The following is a 19,641-nucleotide window of genomic DNA, read 5'->3' on the forward strand; positions in this document are numbered from 1 at the left end:
GCGTTTAGACGTTGAGAAAGTAATAAAAAAGGCGCCAATTGGCGCCTTTTTCAGTAGCTTACGACTTATTCTTCGTCTTCTACCAGGGTCATCAATGAGGTGTTACCACCGGATGCCGTGGTATCGATACTGATGGTCTTTTCCGTCAATAGACGGTTGATCAGGGTATCGTAGTACTCGGCACTGATCACCGGCAGGATAGCACCCTTACGGTTTGCTAACTGCTGTGCGAAGTAGCCCAAGCGAGACGAGCGTGCAGCAACAACCGCACCGGCAAGGTGAGAGTGTGCCAAGATGGCTTGTAGCTGGTTCGGCTTAGCCACCTGTAATACGCCCTCGGCTACACCGGTAGCAATGAATTTATCGCGGAACGCCAGAGCTTCTTCATAGAATAGCTCAGAGGCAACTGTGATAACCGTGTTACCCGCTGCCAGCGCAGTGATAATAGAAATCGCCCAGAAGTTGAACGAGGTACTCTTATCTGCGTAACAAACCACACAGCCGCGCGGCTCAAGATACAGGATGTTAGATTCACCCGTTGGCCCAGGCAATACCTTAGGACGCTTCATACGCTTTTCAATGCGGTTAAGCTGAGTACGCGCATCGCTCAGGGTCTTGGCCAGGTCATCGGCTAGTTCGTCGATGATCTCAACTGTAGCCACTTTTGCCAATAGCTGACGAAGTGCCGATACACGGTCATTCAGTGCCGTTGCACGCCAGATCTTCTCATCGCGCATTGAGGCACTCATCAGTGCTTCTACCTTTTCAGCAGCACCCGAATAGTGGTGTTGATCCGCTTCATCAGCAGGTAAGTTCGTCATCTGCACGTTCTCTGGAGAGGCTTTCTCTTTTACCAGGCGAAGTAGGTAGTTAGGACCACCTGCTTTAGGACCGGTACCAGAAAGACCACGACCACCGAACGGCTGCACACCAACGATAGCACCGATCATATTACGGTTAACATAGACGTTGCCGGCACGAGATTGACGGGCAACGTACTCGCAACGCTCTTCAATACGTGAGTGAACACCCATAGTCAGGCCGTAACCCGTGTTATTGATTTGATCAATCACGTTATCAAGTTCACCCGCTTTAAAGCGAACGATATGCACGATAGGACCAAATACTTCGCGCTTAAGCACAGACAAGTCTTTGATTTCATACAGACGTGGTGCAAAGAAGAAGGCACCATTTTCGCTGTTGTCAGGGATATCACATTGATAATGTAAGGTGCCATTGCCTTTTAGGTATTCAACGTGAGCAGTCAGCGCTTTCAGTGCTTTTTCGTCGATTACCGGACCTATATCCGTAGACAAGTAAGCCGGATCGCCAATGTGAAGCTCGGCCATAGCACCTTTAAGCATCTCGATAATGCCGTCGGCTACGTCGTCTTGTAGGAACAATACGCGCAGTGCAGAACAGCGTTGACCGGCACTTTGGAAGCCAGACTTAACCACATCGTCTACTACCTGCTCAGGCAGAGCGGTAGAGTCCACGATCATACAGTTCTGACCACCGGTTTCGGCGATAAGCGGAACCTGGATGTCGTTACGAGCGGCCAGAGTTTGTGAAATAAGCGTACCTGTTTCCGTTGAACCGGTGAACATCACTGCTTGAATGCGCTCATCAGGCACTATGTGCTTACCTACTTCGCTACCGCGAGCGATAACCGGCTGCACCACGTGCTCAGGCAGACCTACATATTGCATTAGTTCGATGGCGCGTAAGGCGATAAGACTGGTTTGCTCAGCTGGCTTGGCGATAACCGTGTTACCGGTCACAATGGCAGCTACAACCTGACCTAGGAAGATGGCAAGAGGGAAGTTCCACGGGCTGATACATAGCACCACACCGCGGGCTTCAAAACGTTCGTCCTGTGATAACTCTTCTGCACGTGCGGCATAGTAACGACAGAAATCCACCGCTTCACGTACTTCATCGATACCGTCTTGAGTGATCTTACCGGCTTCTTTAATACAAAGAGCCACTAGTTCGTCATTATGACGCTCTAGGATATCTGCGATGCGACGTAATAGATCCGCACGCTCTTTAACAGGCGTTGCCGACCAAGAGGTAAAGGCATTTTCTGCGTTTGCCAGCAGGGTTTGCATCTCATCGCCTGTGTGTAGGCGGTGCTGACCAATAATCTCTTTGTGGTTCGCAGGGTTGCGTACCGCCAGGTTACCTTCAGCAACTTGCTCTTCCGAGATAAGGTGCTCGGCAAACCAGGCATCCATATTGGCTTTTAGTGGGGTGATCACATTGATGTCTGTTAAGTCCATCCCCTTTGAGTTTGGACGCTCGTCACCATAAAGCTCAATCGGTAGCTTAATTTGCTTGTTGTACTTGTTACGCAGACCTTGCAGGGTTTCTACCGGATCCGGCAGTAACTCTTCAACAGGCTTAGTGGTATCAACGATGGCGTTAACAAACGATGAGTTAGCACCGTTTTCAAGCAGGCGACGTACCAAGTAAGCAAGCAGGTCTTCGTGTTGACCAACAGGCGCATACACACGACACTGAATCTTTTCTTGAGTTACTACTTGATCGAACAGTGACTCACCCATGCCGTGCAGACGCTGGAATTCAAAGCCCTGGTTGTCACCCTTGGCCACTTCCAGAATGGTTGCAGCCGTGTAGGCATTGTGCGTTGCAAACTGTGGGTAAATCGCATCGCGTGCATCCATTAATTTAATGGCACAGGCTTTGTAAGATACGTCTGTGGTCGCTTTACGAGTAAATACCGGGAAGTGGCTTAAACCATCTTGCTGTGTGGTTTTGATTTCGGTATCCCAGTAGGCACCTTTAACCAAACGCACCATTAGCTTGCGGCCAACGCGGCGAGCCAGGTTGGTTAGCCATTCAATAACGAAAATTGCACGTTTTTGGTAAGCCTGAACCGCCAGACCAAAACCTTGCCAGTCGCCAAGCTCGGCGTCGCTGAATACGGCTTCGATAATGTCTAGTGAGATATCAAGGCGGTCTGCTTCTTCGGCATCAACGGTCAGGCCGATGTCGTATTGCTTGGCAAGTAGTGCCAGGTCTTTTAGCTTAGGTACAATCTCTTCCATGACGCGGTCACGGTGAGTGAACTCATAGCGCGGATGGATAGCCGAAAGTTTTACCGAGATACCAGGGCTTTTCACCGGGCCACGGCCATTGGCCGCTTTGCCTATGGCATGAATCGCCATAACGTAGCTGTTGTAGTAACGCTCAGCATCACGCATGGTGCGTGCGCCTTCACCTAGCATGTCATAAGAATAAACGTAACCCTTGCTTTCAGCTTCTGCAGCACGCTCAATCGCTTCGTCAATGGTTTGACCCATAACGAACTGCTTACCCATGATCTTCATGGCGAAGTTTACAGACTTACGAATAACCGGCTCACCCAGGCGACCTACGGTACGTTTTAGCAGGCCGAACTGGTCTTCTTTATTCTTGTCACTGTAGTTAACCATTTTACCGGTTACTAATAGGCCCCAAGAAGATGCATTTACAAACAGTGAGTCACTTGCACCTAAGTGTGAGCTCCAGTCGCCCTTGGCTAACTTGTCGCGAATAAGTTGTTCTTGTGTTGCTTTATCTGGCACGCGCAGTAGCGCTTCGGCCAAACACATTAACACCACGCCTTCTTCACTGGACAGAGAGAATTCGTTTAATAGCGCGTCAACACCGCTTTGACCATCTTGGTCTTTACGGATATTCAATACCATTTGACGGGCGCGCTCCCATGCGCGGCTTCGTGCCGTAACACCTACTTCAGCCAATGGAAGAATGTGATCAATTACTTCATTTTCGTCAATGCGATAGAAGTCACGGATCTTCTGGCGGATGGGGCATTCTGTAATCAAATTGCCTTCAAATAACATAAGCAACCCTCAAAATAACGGAGTCTAAACATAGCAACTGTACCCAACACCATAAGATGGGATGGTGGGGCCTCGGTTACGACAATTACTACATTGTAGGTTCTAACTGCGAGAGTGTAGATTTTTACCTACGTGGATATTCAGTATGTGGTTAAGATTGTGCTCTTAATGACTACACATTCGCGGGCATTCTAAAGAAAATACCGCAGAATATGCTGGTTTAATTTTGGCAATTACGATAATTTACAGGGTATATTTGTAGCTTGCCCGTATAAAATTCTGTTATGTCTCTAATAGCCAAGTCTCGTGTCCTAGATAGGATCGATTTAGCCATCCTTGATGAGCTGCAAAAAAATGGTCGCATCTCCAATGTAAACCTGGCTAAACAGGTAAACCTGAGTCCAAGCCCTTGCCTGGACAGGGTTAAACGCCTTGAAGCTGAGGGTTTTATCGAAGGCTATTTTGCTAAGCTCAGTGAGCAGAAGCTCAACCAGAGCCTCTTGGCCCATGTACAGGTGTCACTGGTAACCTCGAATACCTCTGTGTTTAAAACATTTAAAGAGCACATAGTTAAAACCCCACAAGTGGTGGAGTGCGATATGGTGGCCGGGGGCTATGATTACCTGCTCAAAGTGCGTGTAAGTGATATGAACGAGTACCGTCAGGTGCTTGGTGATCTGGTCGATATACCCGGGGTGGGCACGCACCATACCTATATGGTGATTGAAAAGGTGAAAGAAGATACCGGTCTGCGTATCGACTTATAACAGCTTCCCTTTGCTACAAAAAAGAGCGCCTAGGCGCTCTTTTTTTGGTAACTCATGTAAAAGTGAGTTTACGCCCAACCATCGTAGCGCTTTCGGCGCGACAGAAAGATGGTCAAAATAATACCTAAGAATAAACCGATAAAGGCAATGGCACCGCCATAGGTCAGTAACTGGCGCTTTTCTTTTGCCCGCAGATTCTGCTGTTTGGTTTGAATGGCATCGCGTTCGGCAATGGCTTGATCAAGCTGGGCCTGCAACTGCTCGGTTTGTGTGCTCAAATCGCTGTTCATGCTTTGCAGCTGTGGCACCTGTGCCTGCACATCACGTAGTTTTTGTTGGGTGCTGGCCAGCTCTTCGGCAAGGTTCTCGTGTTTAACCTTGAGGCTCTGCTCCTGATTAATAAACTTGCTTTCTACCCAGCCTTGGCGTTCTTTGTCGTCAACAACCTCAAAAAAGCCGTTATTTTCAGTGCCGGTAACCAGCTTGATTTCGGTGCCAGCGTTTACTGAGCCGATAATGCGGTAGTTTTTACCTGCCCCCGAGTGCATGAAAATATAGAGATCATCACTGATATAAGCGGTGCTGGGGGCGGCAATGGCCATTTTGGTGATTAGTGCGCTGGAAATAAAAAGCAGCGCAACACACAGGTGTTTTAGCATGCAACTAAACCTTGTTTACGTAAATAAGATGTTGATTGGGGCATATTATTGGCTGGCGTGGCGAATGGCAAGGCCGATTTTGTAACCCAACCCGGCGGCTAAGGGCTTAAATTACTGGGAAATGAATGCAAAAAGTTTGCATTCATTGATGGCTTTGTTTATGTTGTCTTCTTGTCAATTTCATTGGTCTTCTAGAACGTATGGACACTGAAATAGAGCTGAAATTTTTAGTTTCTGAGGCGGTCATCCCGTCGATTCCAGCACTTATCACACAGTTTGCAAAAACCGTTACCAACAAGCCTTCACGTAATCTGCAAAATGCCTATTTTGATACTCCCAGCCGTGAATTACGGGCCCTGGATATAGGTTTGCGCACGCGCTGCAGCGATGGCCAATGCGAGCAAACCATTAAGCTTGCCGGCGACAATGTCGGGGGGCTGCATCAGCGTCCAGAGTATAATTTGCCCATCGAAGGCAACCGCCCCGAGCTCAGTCAATTCGACGCCAGTATTTGGCCGCACGGGGTGCAGGTTGAAGCCATTGCCGACAATTTATATCCACTGTTTAGCACTAACTTTATTCGCCGTACCTGGCTGTTAGAAACTCAAGCCGGCACCTTGATTGAAGTGGTGTTGGATAAAGGAGAGGTTTCTGCCAATGCCAGCGTTGAGACTATTTGCGAATTGGAAATCGAACTGGTTAAAGGCGAGCGCAGCGAGCTCTTTTCCCTGGCGGAAAAGCTGATCGAAAACCTGCCGCTGCGCATGGGGCTCTACTCAAAGGCGGCGCGCGGTTATCGCTTGGCCGATGACCAACCGCTGGTGGCGAGCAAGGAAATCGATATGGTTGCACTGAGCAACGCCGACTCGCAGGAGCGGGCGCTGGAGAAGTGTTTAAATCATGGCATTACCTTTGTGCAAAAGCACGAAGAGTGCTATTTCCAAAAGCCGAGCTTAAAAACCCTGAAGCGTATTACCGATGGTGTCAGCCTTATTCGTCACAGCCTGTGGTTGTTTAGCGACATCGTTGAAAAGCAGGACACAGAGCGTTTGCGCTCGGAACTGAAGTGGCTACTAAGCGAATTAAGCTGGGTGGAAACGGCCATCCAACTGAAAACCTTTACCTCGAAAAAGCACGCCTACTACAAAAAAATCAATGCGGCGCCAGAGCTGGCGCAGGTGATTGAAGATTTAAAAGCGGTTCAGCCGAGCATAGACGAAGTGCAAAAGGTCTTTACCAGCAAGCGCTATAATCTCTTGCTGCTGGATCTGACCATTTGGCTGACCGAGCGCGGCTGGCGACAGTCATGGGGGCAGTCTCAGTTCCAGGCGGCGGAGAAAAATATCCATGATATCGCTGCTCACTTGCTGGAATTTGACTGGCATGAAATGCGCGCCTTGGTCGACAATGACTCGCAGTTGTCGAGTGATGAATACTTAAGCCTAAAACACCGTCTTGAGCGTAACTTATTGAGCGGGTGCTGTTTAGGGGCCTTGTTCGATGAAAACGCACGCATGAATTTCCGTGCTCCCTGGCTGGATATCATCCACGGCACCTTCGAACTGTTTACCCTTAATTATCTTGGCCAGTTATGTCAGGGCAAGGACAGCGAAGAGCTGGCAAAAATCCAGGCCTGGCTCGCACAGAAAACGGACAGTCTACTCGGTGCCATGGAGCAAAGTCGTGAAGCGACCCGTAATATTCAGCCTTATTGGCGCGATTAGCCTCTTTAGCGCGCAAGCATATACCTTTGCTGCGCAAGAAAATTGGCGCACCTGGAAGCACTCGCAGCAATACCAGGTGCAGTATTATCAAACGGCGCAAGGTCACTATGCTATTAAGGCCAAGTTGTTTGTTGCTAAGGCCACTAAGGCGCAATTTATCAGCCTGTTGCATGATACCGAGCATGCGCCCGATTGGCTTGAGGGGGTAAAGCGGGTCAATCTGCTAGACAGTCCCAGCGCCAATCGCACCCTGGTTTTTACTCACCTGAATTCGCCTTGGCCGGTGGCCGACAGGGAGCTGTATACCGAGTCCTGCTATGAAGCCCTCGACGAACAAAGTTCGCGATTATTAATTCGCAGTGTTGACCCGGATAGGGATGTCGGCAAGGGAAGAGTAAGGATAAAGGAATTAGAAGCGCTGTGGGTACTAACGTCACGAACGGATGGTTTGGTGTTGGAATATCAGGTCGAGGCCGACCCCGGTGGTGCCATTCCTACCTGGCTCAGTAATAAGGTGTCGTTAAAAAGCGTGTATAAGACGCTAATGAATTTACGCCGAGTGCTGCCTAAGACCCAGGTCATGTCACCCTTGCCATTGCAAGAGGGCGATTGCTCCTCCTTTTAGACAGACATAAAAAAAGCGCTCAATGAGCGCTTTTTTTCTAAGCTGTTGCAGTCTTAAAAACCTGCGTCTGCTTTTAATGCTTCTACTTTGTCTGTCGCTTCCCATGGGAATTCGTCGCGACCGAAGTGACCGTAAGCAGCGGTAGGCTGATAAATAGGACGCTCAAGGTCAAGCATCTGGATCAGGCCGTAAGGACGTAGGTCGAAGTGCTTGCGGATAAGTGCAATTAGGTGCTCTTCGTCCAGTTTACCTGTGCCGAAGGTTTCAACGCTGATAGAGGTAGGCTCGGCCACACCGATAGCGTAAGAAACTTGGATTTCACAACGATCTGCAAGACCGGCAGCAACAATGTTCTTAGCAACATAACGAGCTGCGTAGGCTGCTGAACGGTCAACCTTTGATGGATCCTTACCAGAGAAGGCACCACCACCGTGACGAGCCATACCACCGTATGTATCAACGATGATCTTACGACCAGTCAGACCACAGTCACCCATAGGGCCACCGATTACGAAACGGCCTGTTGGGTTGATAAAGAACTTAGTCGCTGAAGTGATAAGCTCAGCCGGAAGCGTTGGCTTGATGATGGTTTCCATCACGGCTTCTACTAAAGCGTCCTGTGAAATGGTGTCACAGTGCTGCGTTGATAGTACAACTGCGTCGATACCAACTGCTTTGCCATTTTCATAAGCAAAAGTTACCTGAGACTTTGCATCCGGACGAAGCCAAGGAAGCTCACCGTTTTTACGTACGTGCGCTTGACGCTGTACCAGGCGGTGTGAATAGGTAATAGGAGCAGGCATCAATACGTCTGTTTCGTTACACGCGTAACCGAACATTAGACCCTGGTCACCGGCGCCTTGATCTTCAGGGCGAGCACGGTCAACACCTTGGTTGATGTCAGGAGACTGTTTACCAATAGTGTTTAGGATGGCACATGAATCGGCATCGAAACCCATGTCTGAGTGGGTGTAGCCAATTTCACGTACTGTTTTACGCGTAAGCTCTTCGATATCAACCCAAGCGCTGGTTGTGATCTCACCGCCAACCATAACCATGCCGGTCTTTACATAGGTTTCACAAGCGACACGGGCGTGCGGGTCTTGCTCCAAAATAGCATCTAATACCGCATCTGAAATTTGGTCAGCGATTTTATCCGGGTGTCCCTCAGATACTGACTCAGAAGTAAATAAATGTTTTGCCATTGGCTTCTTCTCACAAGTCTCGCGCTTCCCAAACTCGTCACCAACCTCTGGGCGCAGCGCAGCATAAAAATAAGGCGCATATTCTAGCTAAATGATCACACCTTGCATAGCAATTTTACGCCTAGACGTCCAAAATACTTCTTTTCACTCGCCAAACTCGTCAACTGCCCGAAATCAGCTGAAGTAATTACTCTAGTTGATGAGTAATTCTAAAGTCGCTCACTTTGGCCGCAAGTTTTATTTGCAGGGGGCGTATGAATAAGTAAAAATGGGCACCTATTTTGCCTTCGCTAGCTTGAGCAAAGGCGAATCTTCCAGCGCAAATACATATAAAGGTAGGAGAATTCATGCCATCTCGCAAAGAACTCGCTAACGCCATTCGCGTCTTGTCTATGGACGCCGTTCAACAAGCTAAATCAGGTCACCCGGGTGCCCCTATGGGCATGGCCGATATCGCCGAAGTCCTTTGGCGTGACTATTTGAAGCACAACCCAACGAATCCTGATTGGGCTGATCGCGACCGATTTATCCTGTCCAATGGCCACGGTTCAATGCTGATTTATTCGCTGTTACACCTAAGCGGCTATGACCTGCCTATGGAAGAAATCAAAAACTTCCGTCAATTGCATTCAAAAACACCGGGTCACCCTGAGTATGGTTATGCGCCGGGCGTAGAAACCACTACCGGCCCACTAGGCCAAGGTATTACCAATGCCGTGGGTATGGCTATCGCCGAGAAAGCTTTGGCGGCACAATTTAACCGTGACGGTCACGATATCGTTGATCACTACACTTACACCTTCTTGGGTGATGGCTGCTTGATGGAAGGTATCTCTCACGAAGCCTGTTCATTGGCGGGCACTTTAGGTCTTGGTAAGTTGATCGCGTTTTGGGATGACAACGGCATTTCAATCGACGGTGAAGTAGAAGGCTGGTTCAGCGATGATACGCCTGCTCGTTTCGAAGCATACGGCTGGCACGTAGTTCGTGGCGTTGATGGTCACGACAGCGAAGCGATTCGTGCGGCCATCGAAGAAGGTCGTGCTAATGGCGACAAGCCAACCCTTATCTGTTGTAAAACCGTTATCGGTTACGGCTCACCGAATAAATCGGGCAGCCATGACTGTCACGGCGCGCCTCTAGGTGATGAAGAAATCAAAGCTGCACGTGAATTTCTGGGCTGGAGCCACGAACCTTTCGTGATCCCTCAGGACGTTTACAGCCAGTGGGATGCTAAAGAAGCGGGTCAGCAAAAAGAACAAAACTGGAAAGACAAGTTCGCTGCTTATAAAGCTGAGTTCCCTGAACTAGCGGCGGAATTTGAGCGTCGTCAAAACAACGAGCTACCTGCGGATTGGGCGGAAAAATCACAAGCCTATATCGAGCAGTTACAAGCAAACCCGGATAACCCGGCAACGCGTAAAGCATCACAAAATGCCCTGAATGCCTTTGGCCCTATGCTGCCTGAGTTTATGGGTGGTTCTGCGGACCTGGCCGGCTCAAACCTAACGCTTTGGAGTGGTTCTAAAGGCTTGACCAGCGATGATGCCAACGGTAACTACATCTTCTACGGTGTGCGTGAGTTCGGTATGTCGGCGATCATGAATGGTATCGCGCTGCACAAGGGCTTTATCCCTTACGGTGCTACCTTCCTGATGTTTATGGAATATGCCCGTAACGCGGTGCGTATGGCGGCGCTGATGAAAACGCCAAGCATCTTCGTTTATACCCATGACTCAATCGGTCTGGGTGAAGATGGCCCAACGCACCAGCCGGTAGAGCAAATGGCGAGCCTGCGTTATACCCCTAACCTAGTTAACTGGCGTCCTTGTGATCAGGTTGAGTCGGCTATCGCCTGGCAACAAGCTATCGAGCGCAAAGACGGTCCAACGTCACTGGTCTTTACCCGTCAGGGTCTGGCGCAGCAAGCGCGTACTGCAGAGCAGTTGGCCAACGTTAAGAAAGGCGGCTATGTACTAAGCTGTGACGGCAACCCTGAAGTGATCCTGATCGCTACCGGTTCAGAAGTTCAACTGACCATGGATGCAGCCGCTGAATTACGTGCTCAAGGCAAACAGGTACGTGTGGTCTCTATGCCGTCAACGGATCTATTCGATGAGCAAGATGCGGCTTATAAAGAATCTGTACTACCGGCTGCTGTGACTCGTCGCGTTGCCGTTGAAGCTGGTATTGCCGACTTCTGGTACAAGTATGTAGGCCTTAACGGCAAGGTGATCGGCATGACTACCTTTGGTGAGTCGGCGCCGGCGGATGAGCTGTTCAAGCTGTTCGGTTTCACCGTGGACAATGTGGTAGCAGCGGCTAACAGCCAATTCTAATCGCTTGTTTAAAGACATAAGAAAAAACCGCGCATGGCGCGGTTTTTTTATGTCCTTAGAAAAACGGGCTATTGTTATTCGCTGGTCTTGGTGCTTTTAGCTTGAGCCAAACGTAAGGTGCGCTCTTGTACCAGCTGTGACAGGGGCACCAACTCAATGCCTTCCGCTTTAAGCTCATCTAGGGCACTTTGCAAAAAGGCAAAGGTTTCTGGGTAGGGGTGAGCTATGGCCACCGCATAGTCATGCTTCTTGGCAATGCGTTTAAGCTGATCAAAACGAAAACGCAGTTGTTTTTCGCTGGTGATATTATCTAAAAATACATGTCGCGCTATATTCTCGACGCCATAGAGGCTGGCTATGCTTTGCGCCTTGGAGTGCGGCGTGGTTTTGCTGTCGAGAAAATACAGCTTCTGCTCCTTGAGCACTTCCATGGTCCAATTCATCGGCATATTTTGCTGGGTCAGCAGTGAGCCCATGTGGTTATTTACGCCCTTAATATTCGGCAAGCTGCTTAAGGCTTCTTTTAATCTGCTCTGGAAGTCTTCCTTGGGCATATCCATGGTCAGGGCGCCGGGTCCAAGGGCTAGATCATTGAGCGATTGCATGGGCGCATGAAGCATAATTTCTTTTTGTTGTTCATTGGCTTGAGTCGCAAAGCGCGCGGCATAGGGAGTGAAGGGCAAGATGGCAAACGTAAGCTGTCCAGGTATGTTTAAGGCGGACAAATCATTACGTTGATAACCAATATCGTCGATAACGATGGCCACCTGTTTTGCTTGTACCGATGGACTTGCCAGCAGACAAGCCAAGAGCACAACCACAGCAATCCATTTTAGTATGTGCACAGTAATATTTATTCTTCTGTTGATGTTATTAACCAAGGCATTAATGCTATTGGTTTTAATCGAGCCAATGTTTTGCGCACTGGCTCACTATTATTATTTTTTAATATTCTTCTAGCAGTTGCTGGGCTTTTATTAACTGCGTGTCCAATAATGCAGTCAAATTACTATTGGCGCTTTTTCCAGCCGCTAAATTGATTATAACCTCTTTATTTGATTGGGAAAGGTCTGGTTGCAAAATAGCGACATCCGGGGTGATCCCGGTTCCCTCGATAGAGATACCGGCCGGCGTATAGTATTTAGCAGTAGTCAGTTTTAAGGCGCTGCGACCATCACCTAATGGGATCAGCGATTGCACCGAACCCTTGCCGTAAGAGCGGGTTCCCACCACCTTGGCTCTGTGGTTGTCTTTTAAGGCACCGGCTACAATTTCTGCCGCCGACGCCGAACCTTGGTTGATCAACACCACTATGGGCGCGCCTTCTAAGATATCCCCCGGCTGGGCATCAAACCTTTGATTGGCTTCGATAAAGCGTCCTCGGGTCGAGACTATGGTGCCGGTGGAGAGAAACAGGTCGGCAATATTGATGGCACTGTCGAAGGTGCCGCCCGGATTATCGCGCAAATCAATGAGCAGGCCTTTGAGTGCCGTGCCGCTTTGCTGCTGCATCTTGGTAATATGGCGGGCGACATCATGAAAACTGTGGTTATTAAAGCTGTTGATGCGCAGGTATCCGGTGCGATTGGCTTGCAGCTCGCTGTTAACGCTTTCTATATGTATGGGTTGGCGGGTGAGGTGAAAATCGAGTCGTTGTGAATGGCCGGCACGGGCAATGGCCAAAGTCACTTCACCATTTTCGCGGCTGTTGATCAGCTTGGAGACATCTTCCAGGGACTTATCTATCACAGCGACATTGTTGATAGCCAATAAAATATCACCGCCTAACAAGCCGGCAGCCTGAGCCGGAGAATTGGGCAGTGCCGAGACGATGACCACATGATCCTGGCGTTTTTCGACCTCGATCCCCAGGCCCTTATATTCGCCATTGGTAACATCAAACAGGCGTTTTAATTCCTGCTCATCCAGGTATTCGCTGTAGGGGTCAAGCTCGCTAAGCAGGCTGCTCAGCACATGTTGATCCAGCTTGGCACGGTCCACTTCCTCGACATAAAAGTGGTTTATATGAAATAAAACTTCTTCGAGCTGGCTTTCCTGCGCCGCTGCTGAAGCACTGCAAATGCTTAGCGCTATGGCTAGGCACCAGTTTAAAAAGTGCCTAAAAATGAGTGCGTTATATGCAAACATAGGCTGCCCCTTGTGGCGCAGCCGCTATTCAATTATGAGGACCTGCACCAAGTGGTTGGATTAACGGCACGTCCTTTGTGACGTATCTCGAAGTATAGACCAGGATCAACCTGGCCGCCGCTCTGACCAACCAGGGCTATTGCTTCGCCTTGGTAAACCTGATCGCCCACTTCCTTAAGCAGGGCTTGGGCGTGACCGTAAAGACTCATATAACCTTTGCCGTGGTCAACCACCATGACCCAGCCAAAGCCCTTAAGCCAGTCGGCAAATACCACCTGACCGTCTTCGATGCTATTAATATTGCTGCCTTCTTTAGCATCGATCACCACGCCTTTCCAATTAAAGCCAGGGCGTTTGCGGGTGCCAAAACGGTGTTTTAACGGCCCTCGTGTCGGCCAGGCCAGTTTGCCCTTGCTGCTGGCCAGGCCAAGCATAGCCACCTGACGAGCCTTGGAGTCTTCAAGCTCTTCCAGGGTGGTGATCAGGGTTTGTTCGTTGTCTTTGAGGTAAGCGATGGAGCTTTGCAGTTGATTCAATTCGCCTTGCAGCGCCTTTACCTGAGACTGACGCTCGGTCTTGGCGGCCAATAATTGCTGCCTTTGCTCTTCTTCCTGGCTGCGCAGTTGCTCAAGCTGTTCGCGGTTTTGCGCCAGCGCCAATTGGTTTTGTTCTATTTCTTCTAGGGTTTCTCTAAGCTCATCAAGTTGTTCTAAACGCGCCTTATTGAGGTAATCGTAATAACTGATGGTGCGTTCTAATTTTGCGGTGTTTTGCTGATTGAGTAACAACTTGGAGTAATCGTGACCGCCGACCATGTAGGCGCTTTTAAGCTGCGCCGCCAAAGCTGTGTCTAAGGTTTTTCTGTGCTGTTCTAATTCTTGCGCCTGCGTTTGTAATTCGTTGTGTTGCTGGCGGTTGGTATTTATTTGGCCATCGAGTTCTCTTAACTTTTTGGCGTTGTTGGCAATGGCCTTCTCTGATTTTTTTAATTGCTGTTGCAGCGAGCCCAGAGATTGTTTCTGGCTTGAGAGGTTATTCTGGTTTTTCTTTATCTCCTGCTGAACCTCGGTTAAGTCTTGCTTGGTGCGGTTTTCATTGCTGCTGGCGGGCAGGGCACACAAGGACAAGAGCGCCGCGCTTAGCAGCGACACTCTTGTTTGCGAGCCTAGGTGGATAAACCTAAACATATGCAATGATTAACGCAGCAGCATGATTGGCGAGCCTGTCATTTCCGCAGGCTGCTCCATGCCTAGTAGATGCAACATGGTCGGCGCCACGTCGCTCAAGGTTTTACCCGCTACCGGCTCGGCATCGCGACCGATATAGATAAAGGGCACCGGCTCACTGGTGTGGGCGGTATGGGCCTGACCGGTTTGTGCATTTTGCATCTGCTCGGCATTACCATGGTCGGCGGTGATCAGTGCTTCGCCACCGCTTTGCTCAAGGGCTTCAAGCACTCGGCCAATACAATGGTCAACCGCTTCACAGGCCTTCACAGCCGCTTCGAATACACCCGAGTGACCCACCATGTCGCCATTAGGGTAGTTACAGATGATCACGTCATACTTGCCGCTGTGAATGGCTTCAACCAGCTTGTCGGTCAGAAGCTCAGAGTTCATTTCCGGTTGTAAGTCATAGGTGGCTACATCCGGAGAAGGAATAAGCTCGCGACTCTCACCTGCAAATTCCTGCTCGCGACCACCACTGAAGAAGAAGGTAACGTGTGCATATTTTTCCGTTTCGGAAATACGCAGCTGAGTTTTATTATGTTTGGCCAGCCATTCACCGAGTACATTGTTAAGCGGCTCAGGCGGGAAGGCCACAGGCGCATCGATATCCGCAGCATATTCGGTAAGCATGACAAAGGCGGCCAGTTGTGGCGTTTTCTTTTTGTTGAAACCGTTAAAGTCGGCATCGACAAAGGTGCGGGTCATTTGACGGGCACGGTCGGCGCGGAAGTTCATAAACAACACTGCATCGCCATCATTAATGGTGGCGGCGGTCTCGCCAATCACGGTCGCTTTTACGAATTCGTCGTTTTCACCGCGCTCATAGGCGGCCTGTAATCCGCTTACGGCATCGGCGGCGTGATATTCGGCTTCGCCCAAGACCATCAGGTCGTAGGCGCTTTCGATGCGCTCCCAACGGTTGTCTCGGTCCATGGCATAGTAGCGGCCGATCAGGCTGGCAATACGGCCTTTACCTACGCGCGCAAAGGCGGCGTCGATATTCTTCAAAGTGGCTTCGGCGCTGCGTGGCGGCGTATCGCGGCCATCTAAGAAGGCATGAACATAAATTTCTTGTGCGCCGCGCTCAGCTGCAAGCTCGATGGCGGCAATAATATGGTCTTCATGGCTGTGTACGCCGCCTGGGCTCATCAGGCCCATTAGGTGTACTGCCTTGCCTGCATTTACGGCAGCATCAATGGCGTTAACCAGGGCAGGGTTAGTGGCAAAGGTGCCATCTTCAATAGCCTTGGTGATACGGGTAAAGTCCTGGTACACAACGCGACCGGCACCGAGATTCACATGACCCACTTCGGAGTTACCCATTTGCCCATCGGGAAGACCTACGTCCATACCGGAACCGGAAATTAACGTATGTGGGCATTGTTGCCAAAGTTTGTCTAAAACCGGGGTGTTAGCGGCTAAAATGGCGTTACTTTCGCTTTCTTCACGATAACCCCATCCGTCTAGAATCATCAAAACGAGCGGCTTTTTGGGCTGTGTCATTGTATCTCCTGGGTAATGTGCACGTGCTGTTAATATCCTACCGTTTTTTGCACAATATCGCAGTAGAAAATATCTCACTAATTGGTAAGTGCAAGGCAAATGTGTATACTTGTGCCGCCCTCAAGGTTTGAATTAACAAAGTAAAACGTATGGAACAATACATAGAATTTATCGGTAATCATCCGATTTTAAGCATTATCTGGTTGGTTATCGTGTTTATGCTTATTTCGGGATGGTTTAAAAGTAAGTTTTCGGCCATTAAGCAGATCAATCCACAACAACTCACCTTGTTAGTGAATCGTGAAAACGCTGTAGTGGTTGATATTCGCGCCCAGAAAGATTTTACGGCGGGGCGTATTGCCAATGCTGTTCACCTAAGCGCGGAAAAAGCGAAACAAAGTGACTTTGCAGAGCTTGAAAAGCATAAAAGCCAACCCATTATATTGGTATGCGCTACGGGTATGACGGCCTCGGGTATTGCCAACAACCTAGGTAAAGCTGGGTTTGAGAGTGTCTTTATCCTTTCTGGTGGTATGCAGTCTTGGCAAAGTGCCGGTCTACCTCAGGTATCGGGCCGCTAATTAATAGTAAGAGCAAGTTATGAGCGATGTAGTTTTATACAGCAAAGATTATTGTCCCTTTTGTCAGCGTGCCAAGGCATTGCTGGATAAAAAAGGTGTAACTTATACCGAGTATGATATCGGCCTTCAGCCTGAGCTACGCGATGAAATGATCAAGCGTGCCAATGGTGGTTACACCGTGCCGCAAATCTTTATCGGCGACCAGCACATAGGTGGCTGCGACGATATGATGGCACTCGAAGCTCGTGGCGAATTAAACGCGTTACTTAACGTATAACAACTTATTAGGTATCGGGCCGCAGCGACTGTGGCTCGTTACCACCAACAGATTGAAAGGAACGACAATGGAAGAGCAAAATCAAGGCGCAGCACAAGAGCAACAACAAGCGCAATTCTCAATTCAACGTATTTACACTAAAGATGTGTCTTTCGAGACGCCAAACTCGCCGGCTATTTTCCAAAAAGAGTGGAAGCCGGAAGTTAAACTAGACATAGATACGCGTTCAAACAAGCTAGAAAACGGCATCTACGAAGTAGTGCTGGCACTAACAGTAACCGCGACTATCGGCGAAGAAACGGCTTTCCTATGCGAAATCCAACAGGCTGGTATCTTCACTATCGGTGAACTAGAAGAGTTACAAACGGCGCATATGCTAGGTGCTTTCTGCCCGAACGTACTTTTCCCTTACGCTCGTGAAGCCGTATCTAACCTGGTTAACCGTGGTACTTTCCCGCAGTTGAACCTGGCTCCGGTTAACTTTGACGCGCTATTTGCCCAATACATGCAGCAACGCGCTGCAGAGCAAGCACAGCAAGCTGACGCATAAGTTATGAGCACAACAGCACCTTCAGCTGTAACTGTTCTGGGGGCGGGGTCGTATGGCACCGCCCTTGCTATTTGTTTCGCCCGTAACGGCCACCCGGTAACCTTATGGGGTCGCGATGCCGAGCAAGTAGAAAAGCTCGCTCGCGAACGCAAAAACGAACAGTACCTCGGCGATATTCCTTTTCCCGAAACCCTGACCCTGGAAAGCTCGCTAGAAAAAGCGGTACAAAGCAGCGACATCATTTTGGTGGTGGTGCCGAGCCATGCTTTTGCCGGGCTATTGGAAACGATTGCACCCATGTTGCGCAGCGATGCCAAGGTGGCGTGGGCAACCAAGGGCTTAGAGCCGGAAACCGGGCGCTTATTACAGGATGTGGCGACGCAAAAACTGGGCGATAAGGTGGAACTGGCGGTATTGTCGGGCCCGACCTTTGCCAAAGAAATGGCGGCGGGATTACCGACAGCAATTTCGGTGTCGGCGACCAGCGACAGCTTCTGTGAGCGCTTATCTAGTCTGCTTCATTGCGGCCGCTCATTTAGGGTGTATCGCAATAATGACTTTATTGGTATTCAACTCGGTGGAGCGGTTAAGAACGTCATCGCCATAGGCGCCGGGATCTCAGATGGTTTTGGCTTTGGTGCCAATGCCCGTACCGCGCTTATCACCCGAGGTTTGGCGGAATTGTGTCGCCTGGGCTGTGCCCTGGGCGCCAAGTCAGAAACCTTTATGGGGATGGCCGGACTGGGTGATTTGATCCTCACCTGCACCGATAACCAGTCGCGTAACCGCCGTTTTGGCTTAGCCTTGGGGCAGGGACTGGACGTGGAAGCGGCGCAGCAACAGATTGGCCAGGTGGTTGAAGGCTACAGAAACACCAAAGAAGTCTATATGCTGGCTAAACGCAGTGGTATAGAGATGCCGATCACCGAGCAAATCTATAAGGTGCTGTATGAAAACAAAGACGTGAAAGAGGCCGCCATGGCACTACTGGGGCGCGAACAGCGCGCCGAGTAAGCTTGTGAGCAAGCTCTGTCAGTCACAAAAAAGCACGGTTTTTGCCCGTGCTTTTTTTATGCTCTAAGCTGTAAGATCCGGAGAATACCAATTCTGTTAAGTATGTGATCAGAGATAGCGCTGGATAAATGATATGATCACAAGGCGGAATTTTTCTTATGTAGTTATTCTACATAGAAAAACTCCAACACAGTGAGCATGATATTTAGCCCGCTAGAATGATTAGCTATTTAAGTGAATTGGTATAACACCTAAAGGGTGGATATCATGGCATCAACAAAGCAGGTGGACACTGAGCGCCGCCACGGCCAACGGACTTTCAATCAACATTACGCCAGGCTGACAGGTGAGCAGGTCGACAAGGTGTACAGCCTGACAAAATTAGGTTACGAGCTGGATTTTGTGCGCACCTATTGTCCGCCACCCCGGTTGGCGGTATTGCACCGCAACCATGAACTCGTGGCTATCGACGCTCAGGGTGAATGTGACTTTTATCCCGAAGTGCCCTTGCGCCATCAGTCCTAGGCTTTTACCATGACGGCAAAGTGATGGGAGAGCTTATGGCAATTAATGATCAAGGGATTTACGCCGGCGCGCAGCAGTATTCCTGCCCGCATTTCGATGTGCGACCACAGCAGGAAGTTTCACTGCTGGTGATCCACTGCATTTCCTTGCCCGAGGGGCACTACGGCACCCCTTATATCGATGATTTGTTTGCCGGGTGCCTCGATTGCGATGCTCATCCTAGCTTTAGTTCATTGCAAGGGGTTCGGGTGTCAGCCCATTGCTTAATTGACCGCGAAGGCCTAGTACGCCAATACGTGCCCTTCAGTGAGCGCGCCTGGCATGCCGGGTTATCACAATTTGCCGGGCGCGAGCGCTGTAACGATTTCAGCATAGGGATTGAGCTCGAAGGCACAGACCGCAGTGAGTACACTCAAGCTCAATATCAGAGCCTGGCGCAACTGACCCTGGCCATCATGGAACGCTACCCAGAGATCACCCGTGAGCGCATTGTCGGGCACAGTGATATTGCCCCAGGTCGTAAAACTGATCCGGGGGAAGCGTTTGATTGGACATACTTTTTTGACCTTACATTTACCAGTAATTGCGATAGACTAAAGGAAATCTAAGTTAATTTATTTGCCACT

17 protein-coding genes are annotated in these 19,641 nt (G+C 49.6%); 10 read left to right on the forward strand and 7 right to left on the reverse strand.

The features are described 5' to 3' along the window. Positions 1-65: 65 nt before the first annotated feature. Positions 66-3,869: a bifunctional proline dehydrogenase/L-glutamate gamma-semialdehyde dehydrogenase PutA gene (gene putA / locus C2M35_RS03250; RefSeq protein WP_105199460.1), complete on the reverse strand. Its 3,804-nt coding sequence runs from the start codon at positions 3,867-3,869 to the stop codon at positions 66-68. A gap of 284 nt (positions 3,870-4,153) precedes the next feature. Between putA and C2M35_RS03255 the strand changes: the two genes are divergently transcribed. Further along, on the forward strand, positions 4,154-4,636 hold the full coding sequence (locus C2M35_RS03255) for a winged helix-turn-helix transcriptional regulator (protein ID WP_105199461.1): 483 nt from the start codon (positions 4,154-4,156) through the stop codon (positions 4,634-4,636). 68 nt (positions 4,637-4,704) lie between these two features. Here the strand turns inward: C2M35_RS03255 and C2M35_RS03260 are convergent, their stop codons facing one another. Further along, positions 4,705-5,295 carry a TIGR04211 family SH3 domain-containing protein gene (locus C2M35_RS03260; RefSeq protein ID WP_105199462.1) on the reverse strand — a complete coding sequence of 197 codons (591 nt, stop codon included), beginning with the start codon at positions 5,293-5,295 and terminating at the stop codon, positions 4,705-4,707. 200 nt (positions 5,296-5,495) lie between these two features. Between C2M35_RS03260 and C2M35_RS03265 the strand changes: the two genes are divergently transcribed. Both C2M35_RS03265 and C2M35_RS03270 read left to right on the forward strand, forming a co-directional pair. Then, on the forward strand, positions 5,496-7,019 hold the full coding sequence (locus tag C2M35_RS03265; RefSeq protein WP_105264591.1) for a CYTH and CHAD domain-containing protein: 1,524 nt from the start codon (positions 5,496-5,498) through the stop codon (positions 7,017-7,019). Beyond that, entirely contained in the window at positions 6,979-7,644 is a 666-nt protein-coding gene (locus C2M35_RS03270) for an START domain-containing protein (protein WP_158677901.1), read from the forward strand. Before C2M35_RS03265 ends, C2M35_RS03270 begins: the two co-directional genes overlap by 41 nt. A gap of 53 nt (positions 7,645-7,697) precedes the next feature. Here the strand turns inward: C2M35_RS03270 and metK are convergent, their stop codons facing one another. Next, positions 7,698-8,849 carry a methionine adenosyltransferase gene (gene metK, locus C2M35_RS03275; RefSeq protein ID WP_105188405.1) on the reverse strand — a complete coding sequence of 384 codons (1,152 nt, stop codon included), beginning with the start codon at positions 8,847-8,849 and terminating at the stop codon, positions 7,698-7,700. 347 nt (positions 8,850-9,196) lie between these two features. Between metK and tkt the strand changes: the two genes are divergently transcribed. Further along, positions 9,197-11,188: a transketolase gene (gene tkt, locus C2M35_RS03280; RefSeq protein ID WP_105264593.1), complete on the forward strand. Its 1,992-nt coding sequence runs from the start codon at positions 9,197-9,199 to the stop codon at positions 11,186-11,188. Between the two features lie 74 nt (positions 11,189-11,262). Here tkt and C2M35_RS03285 read toward each other — a convergent pair whose 3' ends face one another. From C2M35_RS03285 to gpmM, 4 genes are all read right to left on the reverse strand, one after another. Beyond that, positions 11,263-12,033, reverse strand: a complete 771-nt coding sequence (locus tag C2M35_RS03285; RefSeq protein WP_233999491.1) for a divergent polysaccharide deacetylase family protein — start codon at positions 12,031-12,033, stop codon at positions 11,263-11,265. A gap of 100 nt (positions 12,034-12,133) precedes the next feature. Next, positions 12,134-13,336 carry a S41 family peptidase gene (locus C2M35_RS03290; RefSeq protein WP_105199466.1) on the reverse strand — a complete coding sequence of 401 codons (1,203 nt, stop codon included), beginning with the start codon at positions 13,334-13,336 and terminating at the stop codon, positions 12,134-12,136. Between the two features lie 32 nt (positions 13,337-13,368). Further along, the gene (locus tag C2M35_RS03295; protein WP_105199467.1) at positions 13,369-14,523 is read right to left on the reverse strand and encodes a murein hydrolase activator EnvC family protein; all 1,155 of its coding nucleotides are present in this window, start codon (positions 14,521-14,523) and stop codon (positions 13,369-13,371) included. 9 nt (positions 14,524-14,532) lie between these two features. Beyond that, positions 14,533-16,068, reverse strand: coding sequence for a 2,3-bisphosphoglycerate-independent phosphoglycerate mutase (gene gpmM, locus C2M35_RS03300; RefSeq protein ID WP_105264594.1), 1,536 nt, complete (start codon positions 16,066-16,068; stop codon positions 14,533-14,535). 149 nt (positions 16,069-16,217) lie between these two features. Here gpmM and C2M35_RS03305 point away from each other — a divergent pair, with 149 nt between their 5' ends. The 6 genes from C2M35_RS03305 to ampD all read left to right on the forward strand — a co-directional run bounded on the left by C2M35_RS03305 (position 16,218) and on the right by ampD (position 19,623). Further along, a complete protein-coding gene (locus C2M35_RS03305; protein ID WP_105199469.1) occupies positions 16,218-16,649 on the forward strand; it encodes a rhodanese-like domain-containing protein in 432 nt (143 codons plus the stop codon). 19 nt (positions 16,650-16,668) lie between these two features. After that, positions 16,669-16,926 (forward strand): glutaredoxin 3, encoded by a 258-nt coding sequence (gene grxC, locus C2M35_RS03310; RefSeq protein WP_105199470.1) that lies wholly within the window; start codon positions 16,669-16,671, stop codon positions 16,924-16,926. A 67-nt stretch (positions 16,927-16,993) separates the two neighbouring features. After that, entirely contained in the window at positions 16,994-17,476 is a 483-nt protein-coding gene (secB, locus tag C2M35_RS03315; protein ID WP_105199471.1) for a protein-export chaperone SecB, read from the forward strand. 3 nt (positions 17,477-17,479) lie between these two features. Next, positions 17,480-18,490, forward strand: a complete 1,011-nt coding sequence (gpsA, locus tag C2M35_RS03320) for an NAD(P)H-dependent glycerol-3-phosphate dehydrogenase (protein WP_105199472.1) — start codon at positions 17,480-17,482, stop codon at positions 18,488-18,490. 267 nt (positions 18,491-18,757) lie between these two features. Further along, complete coding sequence (locus C2M35_RS03325; protein WP_105258000.1) at positions 18,758-19,015, forward strand: hypothetical protein; 258 nt, start codon at positions 18,758-18,760, stop codon at positions 19,013-19,015. Between the two features lie 35 nt (positions 19,016-19,050). Beyond that, positions 19,051-19,623: a 1,6-anhydro-N-acetylmuramyl-L-alanine amidase AmpD gene (gene ampD / locus C2M35_RS03330; protein ID WP_105199474.1), complete on the forward strand. Its 573-nt coding sequence runs from the start codon at positions 19,051-19,053 to the stop codon at positions 19,621-19,623. The last annotated feature ends 18 nt before the right edge of the window (positions 19,624-19,641 follow it).

Origin of the sequence: Pseudoalteromonas sp. T1lg76, from assembly GCF_002964725.1 — a bacterium.
In the GTDB taxonomy this organism is placed as follows: Bacteria; Pseudomonadota; Gammaproteobacteria; order Enterobacterales; family Alteromonadaceae; genus Pseudoalteromonas.

What these genes read in the sequence shown, in the direction of transcription:
- gpsA (WP_105199472.1), top strand. Translation starts at nt 17,480, where the DNA reads ATGAGCACAACAGCACCTTCAGCTGTAACTGTTCTGGGGGCGGGGTCG.
- metK (WP_105188405.1), bottom strand. Translation starts at nt 8,849, where the DNA reads ATGGCAAAACATTTATTTACTTCTGAGTCAGTATCTGAGGGACACCCG.
- ampD (WP_105199474.1), top strand. Translation starts at nt 19,051, where the DNA reads ATGGCAATTAATGATCAAGGGATTTACGCCGGCGCGCAGCAGTATTCC.
- gpmM (WP_105264594.1), bottom strand. Translation starts at nt 16,068, where the DNA reads ATGACACAGCCCAAAAAGCCGCTCGTTTTGATGATTCTAGACGGATGG.
- putA (WP_105199460.1), bottom strand. Translation starts at nt 3,869, where the DNA reads ATGTTATTTGAAGGCAATTTGATTACAGAATGCCCCATCCGCCAGAAG.
- C2M35_RS03295 (WP_105199467.1), bottom strand. Translation starts at nt 14,523, where the DNA reads ATGTTTAGGTTTATCCACCTAGGCTCGCAAACAAGAGTGTCGCTGCTA.
- C2M35_RS03305 (WP_105199469.1), top strand. Translation starts at nt 16,218, where the DNA reads ATGGAACAATACATAGAATTTATCGGTAATCATCCGATTTTAAGCATT.
- secB (WP_105199471.1), top strand. Translation starts at nt 16,994, where the DNA reads ATGGAAGAGCAAAATCAAGGCGCAGCACAAGAGCAACAACAAGCGCAA.
- C2M35_RS03290 (WP_105199466.1), bottom strand. Translation starts at nt 13,336, where the DNA reads ATGTTTGCATATAACGCACTCATTTTTAGGCACTTTTTAAACTGGTGC.
- tkt (WP_105264593.1), top strand. Translation starts at nt 9,197, where the DNA reads ATGCCATCTCGCAAAGAACTCGCTAACGCCATTCGCGTCTTGTCTATG.
- C2M35_RS03325 (WP_105258000.1), top strand. Translation starts at nt 18,758, where the DNA reads ATGGCATCAACAAAGCAGGTGGACACTGAGCGCCGCCACGGCCAACGG.
- C2M35_RS03255 (WP_105199461.1), top strand. Translation starts at nt 4,154, where the DNA reads ATGTCTCTAATAGCCAAGTCTCGTGTCCTAGATAGGATCGATTTAGCC.
- grxC (WP_105199470.1), top strand. Translation starts at nt 16,669, where the DNA reads ATGAGCGATGTAGTTTTATACAGCAAAGATTATTGTCCCTTTTGTCAG.
- C2M35_RS03265 (WP_105264591.1), top strand. Translation starts at nt 5,496, where the DNA reads ATGGACACTGAAATAGAGCTGAAATTTTTAGTTTCTGAGGCGGTCATC.
- C2M35_RS03260 (WP_105199462.1), bottom strand. Translation starts at nt 5,295, where the DNA reads ATGCTAAAACACCTGTGTGTTGCGCTGCTTTTTATTTCCAGCGCACTA.